The following is a 26,210-nucleotide window of genomic DNA, read 5'->3' as shown; positions in this document are numbered from 1 at the left end:
GGCGTCGCACCCGACGCGGGGTGACGGCCGCCGCTGTAGCGGGCCCGGCATCCACGCGGCGATCAGTAATCTTTGACATTTTCGTAGACATAGGTGCCAAATATGTACTACATTGTGTGTGATCGGCGACACATCTACTCAAGTCGGGGCCCGATCGGCGACAGACGAATCCACAGCGTTGTTCACTCCCGCAGACTCTGAAGGCGGATCCCACGATGACCCTCACGCAATCTTTCTGGCCGGCCTCGCACAGTTCGGGGGTTCGCGACATCACCCTGGGTGAGCTGCTCCGCGAGGCCGCCGCCGCGGTGCCGGACAGGGTCGCGCTGATCGACGGCGATCCCGATCCGGCCGAGCGGCGCGAATGGACGTATCGCGAACTACTCGACGACGTCGAGGTGGTGGCCCGTGCCCTGCTGGCGCACTTCGCGCCCAGTGACCGCATCGCGATCTGGGCGCCCAACAGTGCGGACTGGGTGATTCTGCAGCAGGCTATCGCGATGGCGGGGATGGTGGTGGTCGGCATCAATCCGGCCTATCGGGCCGACGAATTGGAGTACATCCTGCGCCAATCCCGCGCGGCGTGCGTGTTCTTCCGCGAGAGCTATCGCGGATCGAACCTCGAGGAGATTCTCGGCGGCATCGCGGGCGAACTTCCCGAGCTGCGCATGGCGGTGCCGACTCGCGACTGGCAGAAGTTCCGCGCGGCAGGGGATCCCGCGAAGCCGCTGCCGGTGGTGTCGCCGACCGATCCGGTGCAGATCCAATACACGTCCGGCACCACGGGTTTCCCCAAAGGCGCTGTGCTGCACCACAAGGGGATCGTCAACGAGGCCACGTTCGTATTCGAGCGCGCCGGGCGGTCCGGAAACGTGGTGTGCGTCAACGCCATGCCGATGTATCACATCGGCGGGGGCGGAGTCACCGAACTGGGCACGTTCGCGGCGCACGGCAGCTTTGTGGTGCTGCCGGGTTTCGAGCCCGCGCTCATGCTGGAGACGCTCGAAACCTACGGTGGCACACACTCGTTGATGGTGCCGACGATGTTGATCGCGCTACTCGAGCATCCGGATTTCGAGACCCGGGATCTGTCGAGCATGTACACCGTCATGTCGGGCGCCTCGGCGGTGCCGCAGGCGCTGGTCGAGTGCGTCATCGCGCGGCTCGGGTGCCGATTCACGATTCTGTTCGGGCAGAGCGAGATGCACGGCGTGATCAGCCAGACGCGCATCTCCGACGATCCGGTGGATCAGGCCCGCACCGTCGGGCAGCCACTGCCCGAACTCGAGATCAAGATCGTCGACCTGGACGGCGATATCGTCCCGATCGGCGAACAGGGTGAAATCTGTTGTCGTGGTTACCAGAACATGCTCGGCTATTCCGATATGCCCGCGGAGACCGCCGCGACGGTCGACGCCGCGGGCTGGTTGCACATGGGCGATCTCGGCACGATGGACGACCGCGGATTTCTGCGAATCACCGGCCGCCTCAAGGACATGATCATCCGGGGTGGTCTCAACATCTATCCGCGGGAGATCGAGGAGTTGCTGTTCCGGCATCCGGCGATCGCGGAAGCGGTGGTGATCGGCGTACCGGACGAGAAATGGGGCGAGCAGATCGGCGCGGTGGTGCGGGTCGAGGATCCGGACAACCCGCCCGATGTGGCCGCGTTGAAGGCATGGTGCCGGGAAAGGATCGCGGCACACAAGACGCCCTCGCTCTGGTACTTCACCAAGGAACTGCCGATGACGCCGTCGGGCAAGATCCAGAAGTACCGTGTCCGGGACGAGATCGTCTCCGGCGCGCTGCGGGCGGTGACCCTTCCGGAGCGCAGCGCGCGATCGGTCGGTGCGGCGATCGGCGGTTGACCGCCCGGGTTGCCGGATACAGCGCGCGGTCCTGCAAGAATGCCAGTGTGTTCGAGCTGAATCTGCCGGCGCCGAGCGCCAGGTCCCTGCTGCTCACCGTGATCGGCGAATTGATGTACATGCCGCCCGAGGACGCGTGGACGACCGCTCTGCTACATGTGCTCGGCGGTCTGGGCGTCGAAGAACATGCCGCGCGGCAGGTGCTGGCGCGGGCGGCCGACGCGGGCTGGGTCGTGCGGGAGCGGGAGGGCCGGGCGGTGAAATGGCGCCTGGCGCCGAAGGGACGCGCCGTGGTGTCCGACGGTATCCATCGTTCCGAGGCGTTCCTGGCCGGTCCGCCGGAATGGGACGGCCGGTGGTTGCTGCTGTTCGTCACCGTGCCCGGCGAGCAGCGCACCACGCGCAAGCGGCTGTACGGCGGGTTGTCCTGGCTCGGGCTCGGCAATCCGGTGCCGGGGGTGTGGCTGACTCCGCACACGGAACGCGGGGCGGAGCTGAGTGAACTGGTCGAGGGTCTGGGCTTGCGCACCTCGGCGTTGTCCGTGGTGGGTTCTGTGCACGGCGCCGGGCTGGATGTCGACGAAATCGCCGGGAAGGCATGGGATCTGACCGATCTCGAGGCACACTACCGGGTCCTGCTGGATCAGCTGGACGCCCTGCCGGAGCCGCAGGGCGGCGACGAGACGCTGTTCGCGTATCTCGAACTGCTCAACGTGCAGCAGCGATTCATGCGGCGCGATCCGTTCCTGCCCGAGGAACTGTTGCCGGAGTGGATCGGCCGGGAGGGCGCGGCGAGGATTCGCGCATGCCGCGAGCGCTGGGGAGCCTCCGCCCATGCCCGCTGGGCGGAGTTGGTGCGGGACTGCGCACCGCGCTGAGGTCCGAGATATCGGCGGGATCGCCTGCCATCTATGCAGGTCGGGGACGTTCACGGCGTTAGGTTATACAAAAACGATCATCCTAGGTTGATTTCTGTATAAACTAGGGGCATCATGATCCGTGTCGGGCACATCACCTGCCACACCGGCTACGCAGTGGCGGCCCTCCTCACAGCCGGTCGGCTCGGCCGTCCTCACGGCCCGCGAGATCCGAAGGTTCCCATCGATGAATGAAGCGAAATCCCCGATCGCGACCCTGGTCGGGATCGCCGCCGATCCGGACGCGTACGTCACCGCGTGGAAGGCGCGGACCGGGCGACCGGTCGTCGGCGCGTTCCCCATGAACTTCCCCGCCGAGATCGCACACGCCATGGGCGCGCTGCCGGTGATCATCCAGGAGAGCCGGGAGACGATCACCGTCGGCCGCAACCTGCTGACCGAGTTCTACTGCGGGTACACCCGCAGTGTCGCCGACCAGGCGGCCAAGGGACGCCTCGGCATCTACGACGCCTTCTTCCTGGCCGATCACTGCATCCAACTGCTCGGGGCGGTCGATGTGACCAGGGAGTCGGAGCCGGACAAGCCTATGTACTTCGGGCAGTTCATGTCCTCGATGGGGGAGCCCTGGACCCCGGAGCAGGTGCGCCTGAAGATGGCCGAATTCCGTACCCAGATGGAGATATTCGCCGGAAGACAGATCACGGACGCGGATCTGCGGGCGAGCATCCGGACCTTCGACACCGGACGGCAGCTGCTGCGCAGGCTGTACGAGGCCCGCCGAGACGGCGACGCGACTTTCACCGCCTCGCAGCTTCAGGCGTTCATCAAGTCGAGCATGATCATGGACCGAGCGGAGCACAACGAACTGCTCGGCAGGATCGTGCGCGAGCACATCGTGCCCGTCGAGCGGGACGAGCGCGTCCGGCTGCATCTGTCCGGCCATTTCTGTCACGCGCCGCGCACCGAACTGCTCGACCTGATCGAGGAGTGCGGCGCGCTCGTGGTCGACGACGACCTGTTCCACGGGATGCGATACATCTCGACCGACGTTGGGGCGCAAGGCGATCCGATCGACGCGCTGTCCCAATGGTACCTGCGGCGCAACGTCGCGGTGCCGTGCCCGACCAGGGTGCAGCACGACGTCGACTGGGACGCGTATCTGCTCGACACGATCGAGCGCAGCGGCGCGGAGGGCGTGATCGTCCTCATGGCGAAGTTCTGCGAACCGCACATGCTGTTCTACCCGGAACTGCGCAAGGCGCTCGATTCCCGTGACATCCCGCATCTGCTGATCGAGACCGAACACGAGGGTCTGCCGGTCGAATCCATCCGCACCCGGCTCGAGGCGCTGCTGGAACGCATCCGGCGCCATCGGCTCGCCCCGGTCCAGGTATGACGCACAGGAGGTAACCAATGACCACGATCACCGAGAACCCGATCGCCGAGAACAAAGCCAACCGGCTCACCGTCACCAAATCCGGCGGCAAAATGGTCGCCGACTACTGGGAGAACATCTTCACCGCCCGCGAACGCGGCCAGCAGGTGGTTTGGTACAACGGCTCCGCGGTCAATCCCATCTTCCAGGCAGCGGGTCTGGAATGGGCGCACGGCGAGGCGTTCTCCGCCCGTCTGGCGGCGCAGCATCTGGAGGTTCCGGCGCAGCAGGCGGGTGCGGAATACGGCTACATCGGTGAGCTGTGCTCCTACGCCCGGACCCACCTGGGGTGTGCGGTGCTGACCGAGCGGGCGCGTCAGGCGACCGAGGCCGGGGTTGCGGCGGAGGGGCACAACGGCATCGTCGGAATGATCGATCAGCAGGAGCTGGCGAGCCGGCTGCCCGCGCCGGATTTCTTCGTCAACGCCTACGCCGGGTGCAGCACCGGGCAGCAATGGGACGAGATCTCCTATCGGGTCTTCGGGAAGCGGGTGCCGATCTTCAACGTCTCGCTTCCCTTCCTGTGGGGTAACGGCAAGGACGCGGGCTATCTGACCGGCACCGAATGGGACGACGCGTCTCGGTACGTCGTCGAGCAACTACGCGAACTGATCACGTTCATCGAGGGGCAGACCGGCCGGCCCTTCGACTGGGATGCGTTGCGGCAGAACATGACCTACATCAAGCGGGCCTCCGAGCTGCGCCGCGAGGCGATGGCGCTGTGCCGGGCCGCGCCGACCCCGGCCACCTACTGGGACTGGATCGCCAATATCGCGCACATCAACTTCCTGCCCGCCGGACAGGAATTGGTCGACTACTTCGCCGCCGTCAAGGACGAAATCCTGTGGCGCCTGGACAACGGCGTCGGCGGCATTGCCTCCGAGCGCTACCGGCTGTACTTCGACGGAATGATGAACTGGAACAAGCTCGGCTGGCTGGCGAAGAAATTCGCCGCCTACGACGTCGCGGTGGTAGCCGGGCGCTACACCCACAACGCCTTCTGGCAGGAACCGCATCTGATCGACACCGAGGATCCGCTGCTCGGCATGGCACAGCACTATCTGCTGTGCCCGACGAACCACGGTGTGAAAACCCTGAAGCATCTGATGCTTCGCGATATCGACGATTACGGCATCGACGGCATGGTGTTCCATTCGTCCCGTACCTGCCGCGCATTCACCAACCCGCAACGGCTGCTCGGCAATACCGCGCAGAAACAACGCGGCATTCCGTCGATGTTCTTCGAGGGCGACGTCGCCGACGCGTCCTTCTATAGGGACGAGATTCTCCAGTCGCGACTGGAGGCCATGCTCGAGTCGATAGATATCCGGCGCAGCAGGGCACAGATCGCCTGAGCGCGGCGCGAAGGAGTTGCTGATGACCTCGTATTTCCTGGGCGTCGACCTGGGCTCGACCACCGCGAAGGCGGCGATCGTCGACGAGAACGCCGCGCTCGTGGGATCCAGTGTTGTGCAGATGGGCGCGGTGAGCAGGCAGGGCATGCGGCGCGCCATCGATGCGGCGCTGGGGCAGGCCGGGCTGGAGGCGGGGGATATCGCCCGCATCGTCGGCACCGGGTACGGGCGCCGGCTGGTGCCCGGCGTGGACCGGACGTTCACCGAGATCACCTGTCACGCACGCGGTGTCGTCGAATGGCAGCCGGATGCCGGACTGGTCATCGATATCGGCGGCCAGGACAGCAAGGCGATCACCATCGATGCACTCGGTCTGGTGGACGAGTTCGCCATGAACGACCGGTGTGCCAGCGGAACGGGGCGTTTCTTCGAGGTTCTGGCCCGAGCTCTGGAATGCGAGGTGCAGGAGATCGGTGCGCTCGCCCTGCGGGGTTCCGCGGATCTGGAGGTGAGCAGCATGTGCGCGACATTCGCGGAGACGGAGATCGTCTCGCTGGTCGCCGAGGGCGCGGATCCGGCCGATATCGCCGCGTCCGTGCATCGCGCGGTGGCGGCTCGCATCCTCGGACTGGTCTCGCTGGTGGGCAAGCGGACACCGGTGGTGCTGACAGGCGGTGTGGCGAAGAACCCCGGCGCTGTGGAATTCCTGGCGCGGGCGCTGGACGCCACACTGATCGTCCCGCGCGAGCCGCAGATCACCGGCGCGTTCGGCGCCGCCCTGCTGGCCAGGGACGCCGCCGAGCCGAGTACCCGGGGTGAGCCCCTGCCGCTGATCTCGGCCACCGGCGCAACGACCGACTGCGGCCGCTGCGCCGTCCCGGCCGGACGGGGTCTGCTCGACTGATTCGGTCCGGCGCGTCCGCCTCACCGGGACGAGCGCGGAACGTTGACCACACCTTTATCCAAAAATATGGTCTATCCATATGACCATTAACGACCGGTTCGCGGAGGCGGCCCGTATGTGAGGAGCACACATGAACGAACAGACGAATAGCGGCCGACCACGGCCCGCGGCCACCGGATTCGATTTCACCGAGTCGAAGGTCATGGTGGTCGGCGGCACCTCCGGTGTCGGGCTGGCCACCGCGCTCGGGTTCGCCCGGTCGGGCGCGCGGCAGCTGGTACTGGTCGGTCGCAACGAGCAGCGCGGCAAGCAGGCCGTCGAGGCCGTCGCCGAGGCGAACCCGGCCTGCGAGCCGGAGTTCCTGTCGGCCGATGTCAACGAGCCCGTACGCGCCGACGAGGTGGTCGCGCAAGCCGCGGCCCGGATGGGCGGTCTGGACGTCCTGGTCAACTCCACCGTCGCGGTCTATCAGCCCACACTGCTGCACGACACCGACATCGAGGCGATTCCCGCCATGCTCACCCAGCAGGCGCTCGGCCCGATTCTGACCAGCCGCGCCGCGGTGCGCGTCATGCGAGAACAGCGGCACGGCGCGATCATCAACATCGCCTCCGACGCGGCGAAGGTGCCGACCCCGGGCGAATGCATCATCGGCGCGGCGATGGCGGCGATCGTGACGTTCTCCCGCACGCTCGCGGTCGAGGCGAAACGGTATGGCGTGCGGGTGAATACGATCACCCCGTCGCTGATCGCGAATACCGGATCCTACGACCGGGCGATGAATCTCGAATTCAGTAGGAAGATCTTCGAGAAGATCACCGCGCAGGCGCATCTGGGCCTGACCGAGCCCGAAGACCTCGCCAACACCATCCTGTTCCTCGCATCGTCGCTGGCGGCCAATATCACCGGCCAGGTGGTCAGCGTCAACGGCGGAATCTCGGTGGCCTGAGGTCACCGGCGGAATATCCGCCGCCCGTCATATTTCCAGTAGTGAAAGGCCCCGGCCAATGGCGTCCACACCGTCCACTCCCACGGCGACTCGCATCGTTCGTCGCCGGATAACAAGCTGTGCCGATATCGAGGGCGTCGAGCAGGAATTCTCTCCTGACGAATTGCGCACCGGGGCCACCTTCTACGACACATTCCGCGCCACCGCGGCGGAACACCCGGACAAGAGCGCGATCATCGCGCTGGAACCGCCGAATCTCCTCGAACCGGTTCGGACGGTGACCTACCGGGAACTCGTCGAGGCGGTCGAGCAGACCGCGAACGTATTCCACCATGCCGCCGGTGGCGCACCCAGCGTGGTGGCGGTGCTGCTGCCGATGCTGCCCGAAGGGCTCTTCTCGATCTGGGGAGGGGCGACGGCCGGAGTCGCGGTGCCGCTGAACCCCTTCCTCGAGGTGCCGGCGGTGATCCGGATCATGAACGACACCCGATGCACCACACTGGTAACCACCCGCGAGGTGATCGCGGCCCGCTGCGGCGGCGACATCGAGGTCCTTCGGCGCGCCGTCCCGAGCCTGCGGACGGTCTTCTACGTCGGCGACTGCGGTCCGGACGACCTCGTCACCGCGATGGCGCAGTACGCCGGACAGGGCTTCACCTTCGACCGCGACACCGATCCGCACCGCGACGCGGTCATGATGCCCACCGGGGGAACGACGGGAACGCCGAAACTCGTCCGGATGACGCAGTTCGGTCAGTTGGCCGTGACCTGGAACGTCGGCGCTCTGATGGGGCCGGAGCCGGACGGTGTGGTGGGACACGGCATGCCGAATTTTCATTGCGGCGGCAGCGTTTCCCTCGGGCTGCGATGCCTGCTGTACGGGCAGACCCTGCTCACCCTCACCTCGGAGGGCTTCCGCAACAAACAGGTCGTCGAGGAGTTCTGGACCATCGCACGCCATTTCCGGATGACCTCGGTGATGTCCACCCCGACCACCGCGCAGGCGCTGCTCAGCGCGCCCGGCGCCGACTCCGCCGGACATCGGGTCGCGAACTTCCACGTCGGGGGCAGTACGGTGCCCACGGAACTGGTACGTGCCTTCCACGAGCGTTTCGGCGTCTGGCTCCGGGAGAACTGGGGCATGACCGAGGTGCACGGCACCATGACCGGCCACCCGAACGACGACCGCGAACCCCGCATCGGATCGGCGGGGCGGCCCCTGCCGTTCTGCCGGGTCGCCGCGGTCGAACTCGACGAGAACCACAACGTGGTGCGGGTATGCGGACCGAACGAGCGAGGGGCCCTGCTGGTCGGCGGAGTCAGCATCGGCCGGGGCTACCTCAACGAGGACCTCAACGCCGGCCTGTTCGTCACCGGCATGCCCGACGGGCAGAAATGGGTGGACAGCGGCGACATCGGCAGCGTCGACGAGGACGGCTACGTCTGGGTGTCCAACCGAGCCAAAGATCTGATCATCCGCGGCGGCCACAATATCGATCCTCGCGAGATCGAGTACGCCCTCGACCGGCATCCCGCAGTGGAACTCGTTGCGGCCGTGGGCAAACCGGACGCGACGAAGGGAGAACTCCCGATCGCCTACGTGCAACTGCACGCTGGCACGTCGGTCGAACCCGGTGAGCTGATGGAATTCTGCCGCGAGCACGTGCAAGAGCGTGCGGCCACGCCCGTCGAGGTGATCGTGCTCGACGAACTGCCCCTCACCGCCGTCGGCAAGCTGGCCAAGCCCGCGCTGCGCATCATGGCGACCGAACGTGAGGTCCATGCCCGCGTCGCGTCCGCCTTCCCGGACGGTGTGCGCAGCGAGGTGCGAGTGGACAATACCGGGCGCCGGTTGCGCGTGATCATCGAGTTGTTCGGGGACACAAACGAACTCAGCGCCGGTGCGGCATCGGTGCGTCGCGCCTTGAGCACCTACGAATTCGATTCCCAGGTCGATATCGTTGACCCGGAGGCACATCCGAGTCGCTGATCGATGTCGGCCTCGCCCTTTAGCTGGGCCATGGGCGGGTCAAGCTGCTGGAACAGGTCGCCGAGCAAATCATCAGTACATCGCTGGAGTTGGGGGCCAATGCTCTGCTCATCGTTTTCGATGATCAGGTCACAAGCGACCGAAGGACATGGCGGCCGGATTTGGTCGCCCCAGTGTCCGACGCCACAGGCGATAGGACGCTGGCGGGGGACGGCAGGTCGAGATTCGGGGATCTCGCGGAGCCCTTCCCGATGGCGGTAACTCGGGTGGCGTGACGCACGGATGCGCCGAAAGGCGTTGGCATACGGCAACGTCCAAGTGATCGCACCCAACCTCGACGCGGCTGCAATCCATGCTCGATGGCATTGTCGGAGATATTCGTCTGGATGCCACGGTGCCCAAAGTTCGGGAATTCTTGGTGATGATGGCGGCGCGGTGAGGCAGCGAATTACACCTCACCCTCGGATCGTGGCCGCCGTCGCCCCATGGCCTTGCCGATCAGGCCGCGGGCTGCTTCGCCAACCACGGCCTGCTCGAGCAGCGTCCGGATGTCGGCTTCGGCTGGTGTCTGCTTGCCGCTCTCGATCTTCGATACTTTCGAGGAGTGCCAGCCGGTCAGTTCGGCCAGCTGGACGCCAGAGGCCCGCGTTTGCGGAGATCCCGAAGCCGGGCGCATAACGCCTTTCTGGCGTCACGAACGCTGGAGCTGGTCACTTGGCAGCAGCGTAGTCGCTCCCAATGTAGTCGGCGTGCGGGATGCCGAGGCCCCACACCGTGTCCCGAACAACAGTGCAATGAGCCGCGATCACCGGATCGTCGGTCACAGCGAACCCGCCGAAGTCACCATCGTCTGTGAAGGTGACGAAGACGACCAGGCGGTCATCGAACAACCAGTAGTCATCACCGGCCAACTCGGCCGCGTCGATCAGGGGGCGGGGAAGCCACTTGATCTCCTCGCCCGCCTCGATGTTCAACGGGGCGATGGTGAGCCCGAACCGGGTGTAGTCCACGTGCGGCACGCTGACCAATCGCACCCGGTGCACCTGCCTGCCGGTCGACGTCACCTCCTTGATCAGGTCGTCCCAGGAGCGGCACCATTCGTAGTCGTCCGGTTCGCTCGCAAGGAACTTCCGAAACGGCTCTGCTTCATCGGCGACGTGGTACTCGTCCTGAGTTTCCAGATGGAAGGCTTGTTTCCATTCACCGGATCGGAAGAGGCCGATGAATTCCTCGCCCTGGACGAGTTTCATACAGGCCGGGTTTCCTTTCCCATGCTGACTTCGATGGCGGTCTCGTGCTCGGGCAAATCCATTTGGCTCAGGGCTTCCTGATCGGTCACCGGGACCGCTGAGAGTGAACGTACCGCGCCCGGTATCGGTGAGCGGAGAGCCGAGGCAGGTTCCCCGTTCCAGGAAGCCGAGCAGCTTATGGGGAATCTCGATCACGGACGCATCCGGGCCACTCCGCCACCCCCGGATGACGTACGTGGATCTGTCGGAGGCGAAAGCGTTGGGCAGGTGCCGTTTTGGCTGTCTGTCCCGAGGTAGCGTAAACGCATGGGCGCTCCTGGTCGTCACCTGCGTGGTCACCGTGGGCCCATGCCGTGATCCGGTGGATGCGGGTCATGTCGATGCCCAGCGCGGTGTTGTCCGCGATCGCGAGATCGGCGCGGGCATCATCGCCCGCCACCCCGATCCCCCAGTCGGGTAACGGTATCGAGAGCTGATGGTGGCCAGCGTATTCCACACCGACCCGCCCCCGCGTGATTCGGCATACACCAGATCACGCGAGGGCCGCGCGGTGAAGTGCGCGTCGTGGACCACACAGCCCAAGCCCCACACCACGGGCATGCTCATCCCAGGGACGCCGCCGACGGGCGGGCCGGCTCGTGCGGCCCGGATATCGGGCCGACGGGCAGAGCGCGCTCGAGGCGATGCGGCCGGACTGTGGGCGTGCCGAATGCGGCCAGTATCGGGATCACGGCTTGGTCGGGTTCGACGTCGGCCCGGCAGGTGAACAGGTCGACGTGGGCGGCGTGGAGTTCGGGCCAGGTCGACACGATCAGATGGGATTCGCCCAGCACGAAGGCTGCGGTGGTGCCGTGCGGGATGAAGGTGACCGGTAGGCTGGCGTGCACCGTGCATCCGAGCTGTTCCACGGTAGCGTGCATTGCGGCGAGCAGGGCGTCGGCGGCGGGTTCGCTCGTGCAGTCGGTGAGGTCGTAGAGAGCGTGCAGCATCGGGATATCTCCCTTCAGTTGGTCAGGCGATGCGCTGGTTCGAGGCGGCTGCGGGCAGCAGAGCGGCGAGGTAGTCCGCGGTGTAGGCGCGGTGCAGACGCTGGGGATCCTCGGCCCAGCGGGTGACCTCGCTCCACAGGGCCTCGAGCGCCGGTTCGCCGTACTGCTCCAGCAGCAGATCCAAATTCATCAGTGCCTCGGGCAGGTCCGCGTACTCGCGACCGTAGGTCACGTACAGGGTCTTGGAGAGTTTCCCGCCGCTGCGGTCCAGGATCAGGGGCGTGAACAGGCTGATCGGCCAGCGAGTTGGGCGAATGTCGAGGGTGGCCAGTGCGGGCGCTAGGACGTGAGCGTGCCAGGCGCCGCCCCAGTCGGCGCCGTCGATGCTGATCGGGCACGCCTGGTACTGGTCGCGTTCGGCGGCGAGCAGATACCCCTTCTGCACCGAGCGGACCGCAGTGTTGGCGTCATACCAGCCGCTGGTCCCGGCGATGTCGATCGTCTCGCGGTAAGCACCGTGTTCCGGGCATCGTGAATCTAGATGCACCGCACCGTGACTGGTCGAGATCGTCAGGTGGTGGGCGGATTTCTCCACGAGCCAGCATTGCGGGCAGCGGGGCCGGATCCGCACCACACCGTCGGCGGGCGCGACCATCGGCCGGAATTCCTCGAGCCGGGATGCGATGCGGTACAGGCATTCTCGGACCGCCGGTGCTTGCTGATACTCGTGATAGGGGCGGATCTGGTAGCCGATGCTGCAGCGCCGGGAGGTCCAGTCCAGCAGCCGGGTGAATCCGGAGACTCGGTCGGCGCGATCGAGATCGCCGTGGTCGATCAGGTCCGCGACGGTGCGCACGTAGTGGTCGCCGTCGATGTCCAGATGCTGGCCGGGGGCATTGTCCAGCGCGTCGAACACCACCTCGGCCGGCAGATACAGATCGTGGGCGAAGCGGCGGGCCAGGGCGAACACACACATGACGGTGACCACGGTGCCCACGTGCGGGTGCCCGTTGAGCTGCGCGGCTGTGGTGACCCGCACCCGGGCCGCATCACGGGCGGCGGCGCGGACAAGGTCGGTCGCCGAGTCGGTCAGATGCGCGATACCGACCGGCGCGAAAATCAACTCGCGTGCTGTAGGGGAGGTCACGGCGTGCTCCTTCGGTTACCTAGATAGATCCAGAGCGAGGGGAAATCGGGATCAGCGCTGTCGATGCGCTCGAGCAAGGTCAGCTCGACATCGGCGGCGCGGGCGGCGGCCCGGTACAGTTCGGCACTCAGCCGCACCCGACCGGCACTGTTGCGAGCGGTCCAGTTGGCTCCGGCCACCCATCCGCTCGGGGCGGCCAATCGGTGGACCGCGGTGAAGGCTGTAGTGAAATGTGCTGCGTCGCGGGTCAATCCGAGGAGTCCGAATTGGGTCACCAGCCCGAACGAAGCCGCCGGGAGACCAGGATGCTCGATCGGGGTGGTGAGGCAGTCCGCCCACGCGGTCGCAGTCAGGGTTGCGCACAGGTCGGCGAACTCGGCGGGGTCGCGTCCGCACAGGTGCGCGACGGTGTCGTGCACGGGGTCCAGGCTGGCGGCGGAGGCTCGTTGGTGCAGCAGGTGCAGCTGCTGGGGGTCGGTGTCGACCGCGATCACGGTGCGAGCGTTCACGGCCCATGCCCACAGCAGTGTCTGCGCACCGCTACCGAGATCGGCCCAGCGGTCCACCGGCGGCACCGATCCCAGCATCGCCAGGATCTGCTCGGTGCCCTCCCCGTAGCGGAACCGGTCCCGGTAGTGCCGCGCTGCATACGCTTCGGCGGCACCCGCTCTGGCCGCGGTCATGCGCGGCTCCCGGTGACCGCCCGCAGCTCGGCCAGCCCGCCCGCACCGGACTCCAGGCGCACCGACACGAATCCGGCCGCGGTGAACGCGGCGAGAACGCCTGAGGGGGTGAAGAGTTCGAGGGCGACCGAGGCGCTGTGGACCTGGCGGCCGTGGTCGGCTAGGTAGACCAAGTCCACCCGGACCCGGTTGCCGTGGCGGGATTGGCAGCGCCGCCGCTCCAGCGCGCCGCCGGCATGCTCAGGCTCGAACCGCCGATCGGTGACCCACTGCCCATCCGGCAGGCCAGGGTCGAACGCACTCGACGCGCCACACTCGCCCGCAGTGGTGGTGAGGATCTGGGCCACAAGTTCGGTCCCGACGTCGTCCCTGGCGAGGCCGTGCAGGATCGTGGCCAGCTCAGTGAGCGGGTATTGGCAGGCCAGCTGGTTCAGCGCGGCGTTGGGGACCACCAGCAGGTCCACATCACCGGGCAGGCGCACCTGCTCGAGCAGCCCGTGCAGAACGGTCAACCGGGTATCGGGAATCCCTGCGCCACGGGCGTGCTCGACCGCTTCGGTGAGCATCGCCGCGTTCGCGTCGACCACCGTCACGGCGACATCGGCCGCGGCATAGTCGGAAAGGAAATATCCGCTGCCGCAAGGGAGTTCCACGACATGCCTGCATTCAGTCAACAGCGCGGCCAGCGAGACGGGGCGCGATGCGCATGCGGTTTCGGCGCGGCTGAACGCCGCGCGCTGATCATAGGAGGCCACGACCGCAGCCGATGACTCCGGTTGGCCCGCAGCATGTTCGGTGTAGTGGGCCGCGTGCTGCTGGCACACCGTATGTACTAGGCGGCCGCCGGTGGCGATGCGGGCGGTGTCGATGACCGAGTCGTCGGCGCCGTCGAGCGCGACGCGGGCCAGGCGCACCAGGTAGTCGCTGATCCGGGCGGTGTAGGCGGCCGTCGTGGTCACCGGCACGAGCGCGGGCAGCGCATCCAGACGCAGATGCCCGATGCCGTTCTCGACGAACGGGAGATCTCCGGGGGCCTGGATCGCGCCCGCGGTGGGCAGATAGCCGGGCCCGTACCCGCAGGTGGCATCGACGATCACCGCCCCGGGCTTCATCCGGGTCAAATCGGAGGCGGTGATCATCGGAGGCGTGTCGTAGGTGGAGATCAAAATCGCGCCGATCACCAGATCCGCCTGTTCCAGTGCTGCGGTGCGCGCGGTGTCGGTGTTGACCAGCACCCGCGCACCGGCTGGAGCCTGGTGCCGATAGTCCGCGGCGGAGGCGTGCGTGTGCGCGAGCACGATCACCTCGGCGCCGAGCGCGGCTGCGGTGGCAGCAGCTGCGGCACCGACGTTCCCGCTGCCGATCACCACCACCCTGCCGGCCGGTGCGCCCTCGACAGCGCCGATCAGTACCCCTCGCCCGCCGAGATGCGACTGCAGTGCCAGCGCGCCGTGCATGACCGCTTGGACACCTGCGATCTGCCCGCCCGCGACCGCGAGCGGGAAACTGCCGTTCTGGCACAGAAATTCGTACGAGTACGCGCTCACCCCCGTCTCGGTGAGCGCCGCAAGCAGCCGTGGGTCTCCTTCGGCGTGGAACAGCGCGCCGATCGCCTGGCCCGGCTGCAATCGGCGCAGATCCGCTGGGTCCGGTGACTTGTACCGCAATACCAGCCCCGCCGACCACACCGTTTCCGGATCTGTGAAATGCACTCCCGCAGAGGACAGTTCGGTGTCGGATACGAACACGCCCGCACCGATTTCCGGTTCGGCGAGCACCTCGAATCCCGCCGCGGTCAGCGCGGCGGCCACCTGTGGGGTCAACAGTGTGCGCCGTTCGCTCGGCGCTGATTCACGGGGAAATCCGATCGTATGGCCCACTGCTGCCACCTCCGTGCCGGTTGATGTGAAATCTGTTGGGCTGCATCAACAATCCGGCACCGCTGACGGGAAAGCCAGGTCACGAGCGTGGCGCAATATTGCGGGAGGAAACGCAAATTCTCACGAATCTCGCGAAAACCCCACCCGGCCCATGGCGTCGCGGTAGCCCGAGCGCGGGTGGATAGACTGCGTCGCACGCACGATCGACAAGGGTGCGGTGGCGACCGGCCCGCGAAGGGGAGAGGTAGTGGACCTGTTCGAAGGTGCCGACATCGAGATTCGCCCGCCGAGAGTGCTGATGTCGCTGCACGCGGAGTACTACGACCTCATGTGGTCCGGGGAGAAGGTATTCGAGTACCGCAAGCGGTATGGCATCGATGGCCCATCCTCCTGGTACGTGTATCTCAACGCGCCGGTAAGCCGCCTCGCCGCGGTGATCGACCTGGATCCCCCGATCACGGGAGGCCCGACAGAGATTGCTGATCTGGCCGAACGCGCCCGCACCGGCAATGGCGCATCGGTCCTGGCCTATCTCGAGCCGGCCGGGCGAGGGGTCGCTCTGCCGATCCGGCATGTGCGCGAGTACCCCGGATTCACCGCCGAGCAACTGACCGCGGCACTGGGCAAATGGCACCCGCCGCAGGGATACACGGTGATCGATCGTCACCCAGCCCTGGCGAAAATCTGCGACGAACTCACGGCAGCGACGATTGTGCGTGAACAGCCCATCCAGGCGCGTATCGCCGTCGTACCCTGATCACATCATCAGGGAGGGGCTCGGCGGTGACCAGACACCATCCACCGGCCGTTCCGCCCGCCGCTGAACCTTCGGTGTCGCCGTTGCGGCAGGCCCGGCTCGATCGCCACGCGACTCTGGAGCACATTTGTGCCGAACTCGATGAACGCTCCGAGTCCGGCTCGTCGGGCGTGCACCCCGGCATGTTGTCCAAATGGGAAACCGGCATCCACCACACCAGCGCGAAGTACCGGCGGATGCTCAGCGACTACTACGGCCGCCCTGCCGAATCGCTGTTCGCCCACCAGGACCAACACCGAGACCATCCGGCGGTTGCGCCGCAACTGGTCCACACCCACAGTGCCCTGCAAGCCGCCATGCTCACGGTGGTTACCGAGGCCCGGGAGTACCTGGTCGGCACCGGGTCCCGCTCCCGCGACCCGGACTACCTGCACGCCATCGAAGACGCGCTCGCCCGCCGCGAGCACCTCGTGCACTACCGGGTCCTGTTCGGCCCGCCCCGTCACCGCATCCTGACCGAGCACCTGCTGCGCCTGATGGAACTACGCGACCCCGCCGACCGCTCCCACGGCGTGAAGACCCTGCACATCAGCATGATCGACAACCCCGACTACCCCGAACGACACCTCTTAGCCTCCGAACGCGGTGCCGTGGTCACTATTCCGTCGCTGACCTCCGCCGAGGGATTCGACACCGCCATCGTGCTCGGTACCCGCGAAGCGTCCCGCTATATCGAGCACGGCCGCCAGCTTTACCTGTGTGGTCGTAGGCTCGAAACGAACCAGGCCCTGACCACCCTGACCCCATGAATCCCCACCGGCTGGCACGCTTGTCACAGATCGCGGTACGACACCACACCGCAAGGAGCCCATCGTGACCTCATCCGCGCCCGCCGCGAGCACCACCATCACCCACGCACTGCGCCAGGCCGAGGCCGACGCTGTCTCCGTCACCGCCCTGGCCCAGGAACTGGTCCGAATACCCTCCTGCGGCGGAATCGACGACCCTGAACCGGTTCTCGCCGTCATCGAGACATGGTTCAACCAGCACGGACTACCTCACCGGCGGTTGTACGCCGACGACAAGACCCCCGCAGCGATCGTCATCGAGATATCGGGAGCCCATCCCGGCCCAGCCTGGGTCCTGGACGCATGCCTGGACACCGCGCCGATCGACGACGAAGCGACCTGGTCGTTCCCGCCCATCGCTGGGGATATCGTCGACAATCAGCTCCGAGGCCGTGGGGCTGCGGACTCCAAGATTGCCGCGGCCATGTTCTGCCACCTCGCTGTAGCGATCAGCCGCCAGAGCCGCGACCTGGCCGGCACGCTGGTCGTGCTGCTCGACGTCGACGAGCACACCGGAAACTTCAGCGGCGCAAAAGCATTACTCCACGCCATCGACCCATCGACCATCGGCGGAGCGATGATCGGCTACCCCGGCGCCGACGAGGTCATCATCGGCGGCCGGGGCGTATACCGCGCGCTGCTGCACGTGTACGGCCTCGCCGGGCACTCCGGCTCCTCCAAGCCCGCCGCCGCGAACGCCGCCACCCGGGCAGCCCGGCTCGCAGCCCGGCTCGAGGATCTCCCCCTGCCGAGCCCGGCTGCCGGAGGATTTCCGCTGCCTGCCAAGCTCACCGTCACCGAAATCCACAGCGGCGCAGGGTTCACCGTGGTCCCCGACCATGCTGTCGTCTCCATCGATGTCAGGCTCACCGATACCCTCGACGACACCGCCGCACACGAGCTGATCAGTACAGCCGTCGCACAACTGGACACCGACTACCCCGGCCCCCGCCCCACTGAGATCGAGTGCGTTCAATCATGGCCGCCCTACCGGCTCTCCGCCGAGGATCAGCCCGCCGCAGCCCTGATCCAAGCGGCTGCGACGGTCGGATTCTCCCCGCGGCCGAAGGTGGCCGGCCCCTCCAACATTGGCAATCTCCTCGCCCTCCACAGCATCGCCACCACAGCAGGATTCGGCCTGCCGTACACCGGCCTACACGGCACCGACGAACAAGTCGACCTGACTACCCTCCCGGCAGTCCAAGCCGCCTACCACCTTGCGACTTTGACCCTCATGCACCCAGAACGATGAAGCTGGACGGCCACAACGACCTCCGCGAAGATGAACTCCTGCCTGCGTGCGGAACGACCGCTGCGTCGGGGAATTGCATGTCATAAGTACGAAATCGACATTTATTCAGGTGCGTGCCACATCGGTCACATCGTCGAGTTTGTGTCAGGCAGGCCGAACGCGGCGGTTACAGCGAATCCGATGGTCTCGTAGTAGGTGATGTTCTCCTCACGAGTGCACACCAGGTAAGCGAGGTATTGGCACTGTCACAGTGCACGAGCCGAGGCCGCCTGACCGGCGTCGACAACGCCAATACCTGCCACCGCACCCACCAACTCGTGGTCGAGCACGCCCGCCGGTACGGGATCTCCGAGCCGACCGACATGATGAACCCGGGCGTCGACTCCGGCACGATCGCCGACATGGTGAGCACCGTGTTCCCCACCTACACGGCCGTCACCTGTGACAATGCTCTGCTCTTCGACGAACCAGCACCGGTGCTGGTTCGTCGAAGCATTGTTCAGCTTCTGCGGAATCGCAGCCGACACAGCCGAACGGCCTCAGATCATTACGGACCTGTCCAACACCGTCCACACCTGGTTCGAAGCGCATCCAGGTCAGCAATGGCGAGACCCCAAGGGCTACACCATCATCGTCGCCTACCGCTGACCCGGGTTCGGCAGTCGAACCCGCGTGACCTGGGGCGATGTGCCCACTCATGAGGTTGGTGCCACGGCAGCTGATCTGTGCTGACGTCTTCGTGGCTGCGGATACGGAACGGGGTCGGGCGGTTGTGCCGGCCGAGTGCCGCTATCTGACTACCGACTCACCGACACCGGCGTCATCGCCCCGGTGCTTCCGGTGATCGGCCCCGAACCCTCGAGATCATGACCACGGAACCAACTTTCTAAGACAGCACAGCTAGCTCACGGCTATCGAGCTGGCTCCAGGTCGCCATCGACGCCCTGATGATGAACACGATGTGGAACGGCGGATCAGAAGCGGCGGGTGAAGGGCAGTGGCTTGCGCATGCGGATCAGCAGGATCAGGGGTACGAGTACGTAGGGGAGGTTGAAGGCGAGGAACTTTGCGGGGTTGCCTGTGCGCGTTGCCGGGTCGCCGAAGAACTCGACGCCGAACACGACGATGCCGGTGAGTGTGACGATCATCGTCGCGTAGATCACGGCGAAGAGTTGGATCCAGTTCTTGCCCAGGAGTAGGCATACGACGAGCACGACGTAGAAGGGCATGTAGACGAACGCCGAGAGGCCTGTGACGATCCGCATCCAGTCCGGCGGGTGCATGAACAGTACGTCGGTGTCGTGGGCGTACCAGTAGTTGGAGTTGACGAAGAAGTTGCCGGACGGGTGCGAGAAGTTGACGCCGACTGTCGGCAACAGGTCGCTGATGAGCGAGGTGACGGTGAACGCGGCGAACACTATCGCGAAGAAGATATCGATCCTGCGTTGGCGTAGTGGCAGGTTCGCAGGAGCGGACATGCGCCGATCTTAAACGGATGGATCCGGCTGTGGCAGTAGAGTGGTGCGTTCGTGAACGCACTTCAGGTTTGCCTCTGTGTCTTCGTGGGTGTCTGCGCCCTGTGCTGGCTGCTCTCTGTCCTCACGCGGGAATACTCGTGGGTGGATCGGATCTGGTCGCTGGTGCCGGTAATCTATGTCGGCGTCTTCGCCGGCTTCGCGAGTTTCGCGGACGCGCGGCTCGACCTGATGTTCGCCTTGGTTCTGCTGTGGGGGGCGCGACTGACGTTCAACTTCGCGCGCAAGGGCGGATATGCGCGCGGCGGCGAGGACTATCGGTGGGTGATGCTGCGCGGGAAGATGGCGCCCTGGCAGTTCCAGGTTTTCAACTTCTTCTTCATCGCCATCTATCAAAATGCGATCTTGCTGCTGATCACGCTGCCCGCGTGGACGGCCCTGGCGAACCGCACGCCGTTGGGGATCGGTGACGTGGTCGTCGCGGTGGTCTTCGTCGCCTGTCTGGTGGGCGAGACCGTGGCCGACCAGCAGCAGTGGAACTTCCACGGATGGAAGAAGCGTGAGCTGGATGCCGGGCGCGTGCCGGACCCGATGTTCCTCCAGACCGGGTTGTTCCGCTTCTCGCGCCACCCGAACTTCTTCTTCGAGCAGGCGCAGTGGTGGCTGGTGTTCGCCTTCGGCGCCGTCGCGTCCGGCGCGGTGACCTGGACCATCGTCGGCGCCATCCTACTGACGCTGCTGTTCGTCGGCTCGACGACCTTCACCGAGAGCATCACGCGCGGCCGATACCCCGAGTACGCCGAATATCAGAGGCGCACATCGCCTATCGTCCCGTGGTTCCCGCGGTGACCGGCGATAAGCCGTATCGGCGAACCGAAGCAGCGGGTACAGGTCTGCTAATATAATTGGTCGTACCATAAAACTTTTCCTGTTCGATATGGAGGTGAGCGCCGTGGCTGGTGTGTGGTTCGACGAGTTGTCGGTGGGGCAGAGGTTCGAGCATCCGATTCGGCGCACGGTCACCGAGACGGACAACGTCCTGTTCACCGCCATGACGCACAATCCGGCGCTGCTGCACCTCGACGAGGAGTACATGAAGGGGACGCAGTTCGGGCAGCGGATCGTGAACAGCGCGTTCACCCTCGGGCTCATGGTCGGCATCTCGGTCGGCGACACGACGCTGGGTACGGCCGTGGCGAACCTGGGCTGGGACGAGGTCCGTTTCCCCAAGCCGCTGTTCCACGGCGACACGATCCACGTCGTCACCGAGGTGCTCGAGCTGCGTGACTCCAAGTCGCGCCCGGATCAGGGCATCGTGGTGTTCGGGCACCAGGCGTTCAATCAGCACGATGAACTGGTCGCGTCGTGTAAGCGGTCGGGTCTGCAACGGAAGAAGCTGCAGTGAGTTCGCCGCTGCGTTCGTTCCTGTTCGTCCCCGGCGACAGCGAGCGGAAGATCGCGAAGATCGCCGATTCGCCGGCGGACGCGGTGATCCTGGATCTGGAAGACGCGGTCAGCGCTGGCCGGAAGCCGCTGGCGCGACAGCTCGTGGCGGAATTCGTCGCCGCCGCGGCCGGTGGTCCGCAGTTGTGGGTGCGGATGAACCCGCTCGACACCGAGCACGCGCTCGCGGACTTGGCGGCGGTCGTCGCCTCGGGACCGGCCGGGATCATGATCCCCAAGATCGACGGCCCGGCGGATGTGCTGCGCGTGCACAATTACCTCGAGGTGCTCGAAGCCGCACACGGCCTGGAGCCCGGAGGCATCCGCGTGCTGCCGGTCGCCACCGAAACGCCGCGGGCGCCGTTCCGGCTGGGCGAGTTCGCCGACGCCGGTATCCGCCGGTTGTATGGGCTCACCTGGGGCGCGGAAGATCTGAGTGCGGCACTGGGGGCCTCGACCAACCTCGGGCCGACCGGTGAGTGGGCCACCACCTACCAGATGGTGCGATCGCTGACTTTGATGGCCGCGCGCGCCGCGGACGTCGAGGCCGTCGAGACGCTGTATGTGGACATCCGCGACGATGACGGCCTCGGCGAATCTTCTCGACGCGCCCGCGCGGAGGGGTTCAGCGGCCGAATCGCCATCCACCCCGGGCAGGTCGACACCATCAACGCCGCCTTCACCCCGTCGGCCGACGAAGTAGACTTCGCCAGGCGCGTGGTCGAAGCCTTCTCGGCCGATGTCGGAACCGTCGCGCTGGACGGCAAGATGCTCGATCTTCCGCACCTGAAGCAGGCCGAACGCGTCCTAGCGCTGGCCGGACATATTCAAGCGCCTTAATCCTGATACACATCCCGCGCGCCGCGACTTGAACGGACGGCGAGCGGCGCGGGACTCTCTCACGTGCTGTGGCTCGTGCGGCGGTCGCGTGGCGGATCGCCTGCTGGATCCCTGGTGGCCGGCTGCTGGGTCCCTGCTGGACGGGGAAGATGCTTGATCTTCCGCACCTGAAGCAGGTGTCCTCGCCCTCGCCGGACATAGGAAAGCCCGACGCACGCCCTGCACGCCGTCCGAACGGACGGCGGCGCGGCTGTTGCAGAGGGGGCGTGATCACCGCGTCCGCGCCGATCCGCGACGAATTGCGGAGCTGGCCCGGCACCGCATCCCGACCATATTCGCGGCGCCTTTGGACTCGTCGGCGGTCGTGTGGCAGGCCTCCCCACGGGCGCAGGCAAATGGGTTCGATCACTGCCTGTACCCAGGGCTCGGCAAGTCGCGCGGTGAGGGAATCCAGATGAGTGGCACAGGCGAGGGCACGGTCGTGACCGCTCGGTGACCTGTTCCTCATTGTGAACGGCATCACGCCGGATGACCAGATCTCGGTGAAACTGCCTCAGCGGTCTGTTCGGGCTACGTATCCGGTGTAGGTGCCGCAGCGGGACGATACTGCCTGATAAACAGCCCTGTATCGCATGCCGGACGGTTGCCCGGGAACGATTCGGCAGCTCCGAACGCTTGCGCTATTCGGTCCGACCATTCTAACCTTCAGACTAAGAGTCTGATAGACCGATAGAGGACGGGCACCATGACCAGCGAGCGAAACCTCGGTAGATACACCCCGGCGCAGATCGATGACTTCTACGCGACCGGACAGTGGGCCGACGTCAACTTCACCGAGTTGCTGCGCTCGCGTGCCGAGGCCAACCCGGACAAGGTGTTCGTCACCGACGGCACCTACGCCCTGACCTTCGTCGAGCTCTACGCCACGTCGCAACGGCTCGCGCTGGGCCTGCACGAGCACGGTCTGCGGGCCGGCGATCGCGTGGCCGTCCAACTGCCGAACTGGGCCGCCTTCGTGGCGATCGCGGCCGCGGTGTCCCGCATCGGCGCGGTGATGGTGCCGGTCATGCCGATCTACCGCAAGGACGAGGTCTCGCACGTCGTGTCGGACGCCTCGGTGCGCATGGCGATCGCACCGGCGCAGTACAAGGGCTTCGACTACCTGGCCATGTTCGAAGAGATCCGGGAAAGCTCGGACAGCCTCGAGTCGATCGTCGCGGTCCGCGCCACCGACGATGCCCGCGATTCGCTGACCGCGCGCGGGATCGCCGTGCTGGAAGACCTGATCCTCGCCGATGCCGATCTCGCCCACATCGACGCGACGCTCGACCGGCGCACCCACCCCGATGATCCGTTCGTCATCGTCTACACCTCCGGCACGACCTCACGGCCGAAAGGGTGTGTGCACACCTTCAACACCTACGCCTCGGGCGCACGCGCGCTGACCGTGGCCTTCGGGCACACCGAGGCCGACGTCCAGTTCGGCCCGTCGCCGATCACGCACACGACCGGCCTGGTGACCAGCGTGCTGATCCCGTTGATCGTCGGCGCGGCGACCCATCTGATGGCGGAATGGAATCCGGAACGTGGGCTGGCCGAGATCGAGAAGTACGGCTGCACCGCGGCGGTCACGGCGACGACGTTCCTGCAGACGCTGATCGCGGCGGCCCACGAGCACCCCGAAGCCGATCTGTCCTCGCTGCGGGTGTGGGTCTGCGCGGGCGCGCCGATTCCCGCGGCGGTGGTCGAGCACGCGAAAGCCCAGCTGCCGACCACGAATGTGCTGTCGCTGTACGGGCGCAGCGAGAACCTGACCACGACGACGTGCCGCATCACCGGAGATCCGCACCGGGCCATCGTCTCCGACGGCGCCGCCCTGCCGGGGTCGGAGGTCAAGGTCCTCGGACCGGACGACACGGAACTGCCCCGGGGAGCCGAGGGCGACATCGCTTTCCGGGGCCCCTCGCACATGATCGAATATCTGAATCGTCCGGAGGAGACGGCCGAGCTGTTCACCGCCGACGGCTTCTCGCGCTCGGGCGACCTGGGCATCATGGACGACATGGGATACGTCCGAGTCACCGGCCGCACCAAGGACATCGTGATCCGTGGCGGCATGAACATCAGCGTCCGCGAGGTCGAGGACAAACTGGCCGATCACCCGGATCTGGCGGAACTCGCGGTCGTGGGCATGCCCGATGACAGACTGGGGGAGAAGGTGTGCTGCTTCGTGGTCGCCAAGAAGGGCCACGCCGCGCCCACGGTAGAGCAGTTGCGCACCTTCCTCACCGACCGGGGAGTCGCCATCCAGAAGACGCCGGAACGTGTCGTCGCCGTCGATCAATTACCGATGACGGCGACCGGAAAGATCCAGAAGCACCTGTTGCGGATGCGTGTCGCCGCGGAACTCGACCAGCCGACCGCGGCGGGCGCCCGGTGAGCCTGACACCGGCTACCACCCGGGATTTTCTCTGCAACGGAGCCGAGGCCCTGGTCCGGGTCGAACCGGTCGAGCTGACACCCGAACGGGCGGAGTTGTCCGTCGACACGGGCCCCTGGCTGCGCGACCCGGTGGCGGGCTTCAGCCGTGCCGCTTTGGCGGTGCCGCTCGACGACGTCACCGGTCACATCATCGCGGCGGGCTCGGCGCGGGACAGATGGCCCGTCAGCCTCGGCATCCGGATCGATCTGCTGGCGGACCCGCCCGTCGACGGCTCACGGCTGACCGTGACCGGCGAGCTGATCACCCGCGATGATCGAGCCGGTACCACCCGGGGGACGACGACCGATGCCGCCGGAACGGTGATCGCGCTGATCACCCAGAGATCTCACCTGGTGTCGGTGGACGTCCCGCCGATCTCGCCCGCCACGCCCTTCACCCCACCGCCGAGCGAGGTATCGATCCGTGACGCGCTCGGCATTCGTGAACGCGGTCGCGGCATAGTCGACCTGCCGCCAACGGTGCTGGCGGCCAACGGGATCGGCAGTGTGCATGGCGGAATCATCATCTGCGGAGCGGAATTCGCCGCGATGTCGGCCCTGGAGGCCGGCGGTGAATTCCGTAGTACGAGTATCGATGTCGCGTTCGTCCGGCCCGGCAGCGCGCAGGACACCACGACCTTCCGCGGTGAGGTCGTGCACTCCGGCCGATCCCTGGCCGTCGTTCGTGTGAACGCCACGAACTCCTCGGGCAAGACGTGCGCGATCGCGACGGTCACGGCGCAGCGGGTGGACTCGTGAAGGCCATCGTGATGTCGCAGTACGGCGGCCCGGACGCGCTGGTGCCGCGCGAGGTCGACGAGCCGGTCCCACGACCCGGCTGGGTCACGGTCGATCTGCGAGCGAGCGCGTTGAACTGGCACGACGTCCTCGTGCGTCGCGGGCGGTACGGGTCGCCGCTGCCGCACACGCCCGGCGCGGACGGTGCCGGGATACGCACCGATACCGGTGCGGAAGTGGTGCTGCTTCCCTCGCTGTTCTGGGGTGAGCGCCCGTCCGCTCCCTCGCGGGAGTTCGAGATCCTGGGCGATCGGACTGCGGGCACCTATGCGCAACGGGTGTGCGTGCCGGAAGAATCGTTGGCGCCCAAGCCGATCGGGTATTCCTGGGAGCAGGCGGCGGCGCTGCCGCTGGTGGGTGTCACGTCCTACCGTGCGCTGGTCACCCGGGCCGGTCTGAGCGCGGGCGAATCGCTGCTCATCATCGGGGCCGGCGGCGGGATCGCCACGATGGCGCTGTCATTGGCGACCGCGCTGGGTGCGCGAACCTTCGTGACCGCGTCCTCGGAGGAGAAGCTGGCGCGAGCGCGCGCCGGCGGCGCCGCGGGCGGTGTGCTGCACACGAACGAGGGCTGGCCGTCGTGGGCGAAGTCTCTGTCACCGTGCGGCGAGGGCTTCGATGTGATCCTGGATCCGGTCGGACTGTGGGATCGCTCCGTACACGCGCTGCGTCCCGGCGGGCGGATCGTGGTCCTGGGCGCCAATGTCGCCGAACAGGTCATGATGGACGTGCGCGAATTCTTCTTCGGCCAGTACAGCCTGCTGGGCACCACGATGGGCGGTCCGGCGGACTTCCGTGGACTGCTCGATCTGGTCGCGACCGGCAGCGTGGCTCCGCCGCCCATCGCCGCCACCTACCCTTTGGAGGACGCCGCCGAGGCGCATCGTCTGCTGGAGGCCGGTGGCCGGTTCGGCAAGATCGTGCTGACCCCATAGCCGGTACACCCGAGTCGTTCGAGCCCGATCGCCGGAGCGGACCGGCCATGCGG

At 66.4% G+C, this 26,210-nt stretch carries 24 protein-coding genes; 17 read left to right on the top strand and 7 right to left on the bottom strand.

Features of this window, described 5'->3' with window-relative positions; translation table 11 throughout:
- The first annotated feature begins 215 nt into the window (after positions 1–215).
- The 7 genes from JZ791_RS03160 to JZ791_RS03130 all read left to right on the top strand — a co-directional run bounded on the left by JZ791_RS03160 (position 216) and on the right by JZ791_RS03130 (position 9,379).
- Positions 216–1,868: an AMP-binding protein gene (locus tag JZ791_RS03160; RefSeq protein WP_216892598.1), complete on the top strand. Its 1,653-nt coding sequence runs from the start codon at positions 216–218 to the stop codon at positions 1,866–1,868.
- A 47-nt stretch (positions 1,869–1,915) separates the two neighbouring features.
- The gene (locus JZ791_RS03155) at positions 1,916–2,746 is read left to right on the top strand and encodes a PaaX family transcriptional regulator (protein WP_308162742.1); all 831 of its coding nucleotides are present in this window, start codon (positions 1,916–1,918) and stop codon (positions 2,744–2,746) included.
- A gap of 226 nt (positions 2,747–2,972) precedes the next feature.
- A complete protein-coding gene (locus JZ791_RS03150; RefSeq protein WP_216892597.1) occupies positions 2,973–4,142 on the top strand; it encodes a 2-hydroxyacyl-CoA dehydratase subunit D in 1,170 nt (389 codons plus the stop codon).
- Between the two features lie 17 nt (positions 4,143–4,159).
- Positions 4,160–5,536, top strand: a complete 1,377-nt coding sequence (locus JZ791_RS03145; RefSeq protein ID WP_216892596.1) for a 2-hydroxyacyl-CoA dehydratase subunit D — start codon at positions 4,160–4,162, stop codon at positions 5,534–5,536.
- Between the two features lie 22 nt (positions 5,537–5,558).
- Positions 5,559–6,440 carry an acyl-CoA dehydratase activase gene (locus JZ791_RS03140; protein ID WP_216892595.1) on the top strand — a complete coding sequence of 294 codons (882 nt, stop codon included), beginning with the start codon at positions 5,559–5,561 and terminating at the stop codon, positions 6,438–6,440.
- Positions 6,441–6,570: 130 nt separating this feature from the next.
- Complete coding sequence (locus JZ791_RS03135; RefSeq protein WP_216892594.1) at positions 6,571–7,389, top strand: SDR family NAD(P)-dependent oxidoreductase; 819 nt, start codon at positions 6,571–6,573, stop codon at positions 7,387–7,389.
- Positions 7,390–7,447: 58 nt separating this feature from the next.
- Complete coding sequence (locus JZ791_RS03130; protein WP_216892593.1) at positions 7,448–9,379, top strand: AMP-binding protein; 1,932 nt, start codon at positions 7,448–7,450, stop codon at positions 9,377–9,379.
- A gap of 448 nt (positions 9,380–9,827) precedes the next feature.
- Here JZ791_RS03130 and JZ791_RS03125 read toward each other — a convergent pair whose 3' ends face one another.
- From JZ791_RS03125 to JZ791_RS03095, 6 genes are all read right to left on the bottom strand, one after another.
- Positions 9,828–10,055: a helix-turn-helix domain-containing protein gene (locus JZ791_RS03125; protein WP_216892592.1), complete on the bottom strand. Its 228-nt coding sequence runs from the start codon at positions 10,053–10,055 to the stop codon at positions 9,828–9,830.
- Between the two features lie 34 nt (positions 10,056–10,089).
- Complete coding sequence (locus tag JZ791_RS03120) at positions 10,090–10,824, bottom strand: DUF6879 family protein (protein ID WP_254205133.1); 735 nt, start codon at positions 10,822–10,824, stop codon at positions 10,090–10,092.
- Positions 10,825–11,231: 407 nt separating this feature from the next.
- Complete coding sequence (gene speD, locus JZ791_RS03110) at positions 11,232–11,618, bottom strand: S-adenosylmethionine decarboxylase (protein WP_216892590.1); 387 nt, start codon at positions 11,616–11,618, stop codon at positions 11,232–11,234.
- Positions 11,619–11,640: 22 nt separating this feature from the next.
- Positions 11,641–12,765 carry a hypothetical protein gene (locus tag JZ791_RS03105; RefSeq protein WP_216892589.1) on the bottom strand — a complete coding sequence of 375 codons (1,125 nt, stop codon included), beginning with the start codon at positions 12,763–12,765 and terminating at the stop codon, positions 11,641–11,643.
- Positions 12,762–13,448 carry a class I SAM-dependent methyltransferase gene (locus tag JZ791_RS03100; RefSeq protein ID WP_216892588.1) on the bottom strand — a complete coding sequence of 229 codons (687 nt, stop codon included), beginning with the start codon at positions 13,446–13,448 and terminating at the stop codon, positions 12,762–12,764. Before JZ791_RS03100 ends, JZ791_RS03105 begins: the two co-directional genes overlap by 4 nt.
- Complete coding sequence (locus JZ791_RS03095) at positions 13,445–15,328, bottom strand: NAD(P)-dependent oxidoreductase (protein ID WP_216892587.1); 1,884 nt, start codon at positions 15,326–15,328, stop codon at positions 13,445–13,447. Before JZ791_RS03095 ends, JZ791_RS03100 begins: the two co-directional genes overlap by 4 nt.
- Before the next feature lie 247 nt (positions 15,329–15,575).
- Here JZ791_RS03095 and JZ791_RS03090 point away from each other — a divergent pair, with 247 nt between their 5' ends.
- The 4 genes from JZ791_RS03090 (at position 15,576) to JZ791_RS03075 (ending at position 18,833) form a co-directional block, all read left to right on the top strand.
- On the top strand, positions 15,576–16,085 hold the full coding sequence (locus tag JZ791_RS03090) for a hypothetical protein (RefSeq protein WP_216892586.1): 510 nt from the start codon (positions 15,576–15,578) through the stop codon (positions 16,083–16,085).
- 26 nt (positions 16,086–16,111) lie between these two features.
- A complete protein-coding gene (locus JZ791_RS03085; RefSeq protein ID WP_216892585.1) occupies positions 16,112–16,894 on the top strand; it encodes a helix-turn-helix domain-containing protein in 783 nt (260 codons plus the stop codon).
- Positions 16,895–16,958: 64 nt separating this feature from the next.
- Positions 16,959–18,185, top strand: a complete 1,227-nt coding sequence (locus tag JZ791_RS03080) for a M20 family metallopeptidase (protein ID WP_216892584.1) — start codon at positions 16,959–16,961, stop codon at positions 18,183–18,185.
- A 447-nt stretch (positions 18,186–18,632) separates the two neighbouring features.
- On the top strand, positions 18,633–18,833 hold the full coding sequence (locus JZ791_RS03075; protein WP_216892583.1) for a hypothetical protein: 201 nt from the start codon (positions 18,633–18,635) through the stop codon (positions 18,831–18,833).
- 326 nt (positions 18,834–19,159) lie between these two features.
- On the opposite strand, the gene JZ791_RS03070 is transcribed toward JZ791_RS03075, so the two are convergent.
- Positions 19,160–19,663 carry an EXPERA domain-containing protein gene (locus JZ791_RS03070; protein ID WP_216892582.1) on the bottom strand — a complete coding sequence of 168 codons (504 nt, stop codon included), beginning with the start codon at positions 19,661–19,663 and terminating at the stop codon, positions 19,160–19,162.
- Between the two features lie 51 nt (positions 19,664–19,714).
- Between JZ791_RS03070 and JZ791_RS03065 the strand changes: the two genes are divergently transcribed.
- The 6 genes from JZ791_RS03065 to JZ791_RS03040 all read left to right on the top strand — a co-directional run bounded on the left by JZ791_RS03065 (position 19,715) and on the right by JZ791_RS03040 (position 26,157).
- The gene (locus JZ791_RS03065) at positions 19,715–20,509 is read left to right on the top strand and encodes a DUF1295 domain-containing protein (protein ID WP_216892581.1); all 795 of its coding nucleotides are present in this window, start codon (positions 19,715–19,717) and stop codon (positions 20,507–20,509) included.
- A 103-nt stretch (positions 20,510–20,612) separates the two neighbouring features.
- Positions 20,613–21,065, top strand: a complete 453-nt coding sequence (locus JZ791_RS03060) for a MaoC family dehydratase (protein ID WP_216892580.1) — start codon at positions 20,613–20,615, stop codon at positions 21,063–21,065.
- Positions 21,062–21,943 carry an HpcH/HpaI aldolase/citrate lyase family protein gene (locus tag JZ791_RS03055; RefSeq protein ID WP_216892579.1) on the top strand — a complete coding sequence of 294 codons (882 nt, stop codon included), beginning with the start codon at positions 21,062–21,064 and terminating at the stop codon, positions 21,941–21,943. Before JZ791_RS03060 ends, JZ791_RS03055 begins: the two co-directional genes overlap by 4 nt.
- Before the next feature lie 745 nt (positions 21,944–22,688).
- Complete coding sequence (locus JZ791_RS03050) at positions 22,689–24,383, top strand: AMP-binding protein (protein WP_216892578.1); 1,695 nt, start codon at positions 22,689–22,691, stop codon at positions 24,381–24,383.
- Positions 24,380–25,183 (top strand): PaaI family thioesterase, encoded by an 804-nt coding sequence (locus JZ791_RS03045; protein WP_216892577.1) that lies wholly within the window; start codon positions 24,380–24,382, stop codon positions 25,181–25,183. The genes JZ791_RS03050 and JZ791_RS03045 overlap by 4 nt, the downstream gene beginning before the upstream one ends.
- Positions 25,180–26,157 (top strand): quinone oxidoreductase family protein, encoded by a 978-nt coding sequence (locus tag JZ791_RS03040; RefSeq protein ID WP_216892576.1) that lies wholly within the window; start codon positions 25,180–25,182, stop codon positions 26,155–26,157. The genes JZ791_RS03045 and JZ791_RS03040 overlap by 4 nt, the downstream gene beginning before the upstream one ends.
- The last annotated feature ends 53 nt before the right edge of the window (positions 26,158–26,210 follow it).

This window comes from Nocardia alni, from assembly GCF_019038435.1.
In the GTDB taxonomy this organism is placed as follows: Bacteria; Actinomycetota; Actinomycetes; order Mycobacteriales; family Mycobacteriaceae; genus Nocardia; species Nocardia alni.
The sequence above is the reverse complement of the archived record's forward strand: the minus strand, read 5'-3'. Positions and strand labels throughout refer to the sequence as shown.

Coding starts and splice junctions, on each gene's coding strand:
- JZ791_RS03140 (WP_216892595.1), top strand. CDS start 5,559: ATGACCTCGTATTTCCTGGGCGTCGACCTGGGCTCGACCACCGCGAAG.
- JZ791_RS03135 (WP_216892594.1), top strand. CDS start 6,571: ATGAACGAACAGACGAATAGCGGCCGACCACGGCCCGCGGCCACCGGA.
- JZ791_RS03160 (WP_216892598.1), top strand. CDS start 216: ATGACCCTCACGCAATCTTTCTGGCCGGCCTCGCACAGTTCGGGGGTT.
- JZ791_RS03145 (WP_216892596.1), top strand. CDS start 4,160: ATGACCACGATCACCGAGAACCCGATCGCCGAGAACAAAGCCAACCGG.
- JZ791_RS03150 (WP_216892597.1), top strand. CDS start 2,973: ATGAATGAAGCGAAATCCCCGATCGCGACCCTGGTCGGGATCGCCGCC.
- JZ791_RS03075 (WP_216892583.1), top strand. CDS start 18,633: ATGCTCTGCTCTTCGACGAACCAGCACCGGTGCTGGTTCGTCGAAGCA.
- speD (WP_216892590.1), bottom strand. CDS start 11,618: ATGCTGCACGCTCTCTACGACCTCACCGACTGCACGAGCGAACCCGCC.
- JZ791_RS03100 (WP_216892588.1), bottom strand. CDS start 13,448: ATGACCGCGGCCAGAGCGGGTGCCGCCGAAGCGTATGCAGCGCGGCAC.
- JZ791_RS03070 (WP_216892582.1), bottom strand. CDS start 19,663: ATGTCCGCTCCTGCGAACCTGCCACTACGCCAACGCAGGATCGATATC.
- JZ791_RS03125 (WP_216892592.1), bottom strand. CDS start 10,055: ATGCGCCCGGCTTCGGGATCTCCGCAAACGCGGGCCTCTGGCGTCCAG.
- JZ791_RS03050 (WP_216892578.1), top strand. CDS start 22,689: ATGACCAGCGAGCGAAACCTCGGTAGATACACCCCGGCGCAGATCGAT.
- JZ791_RS03130 (WP_216892593.1), top strand. CDS start 7,448: ATGGCGTCCACACCGTCCACTCCCACGGCGACTCGCATCGTTCGTCGC.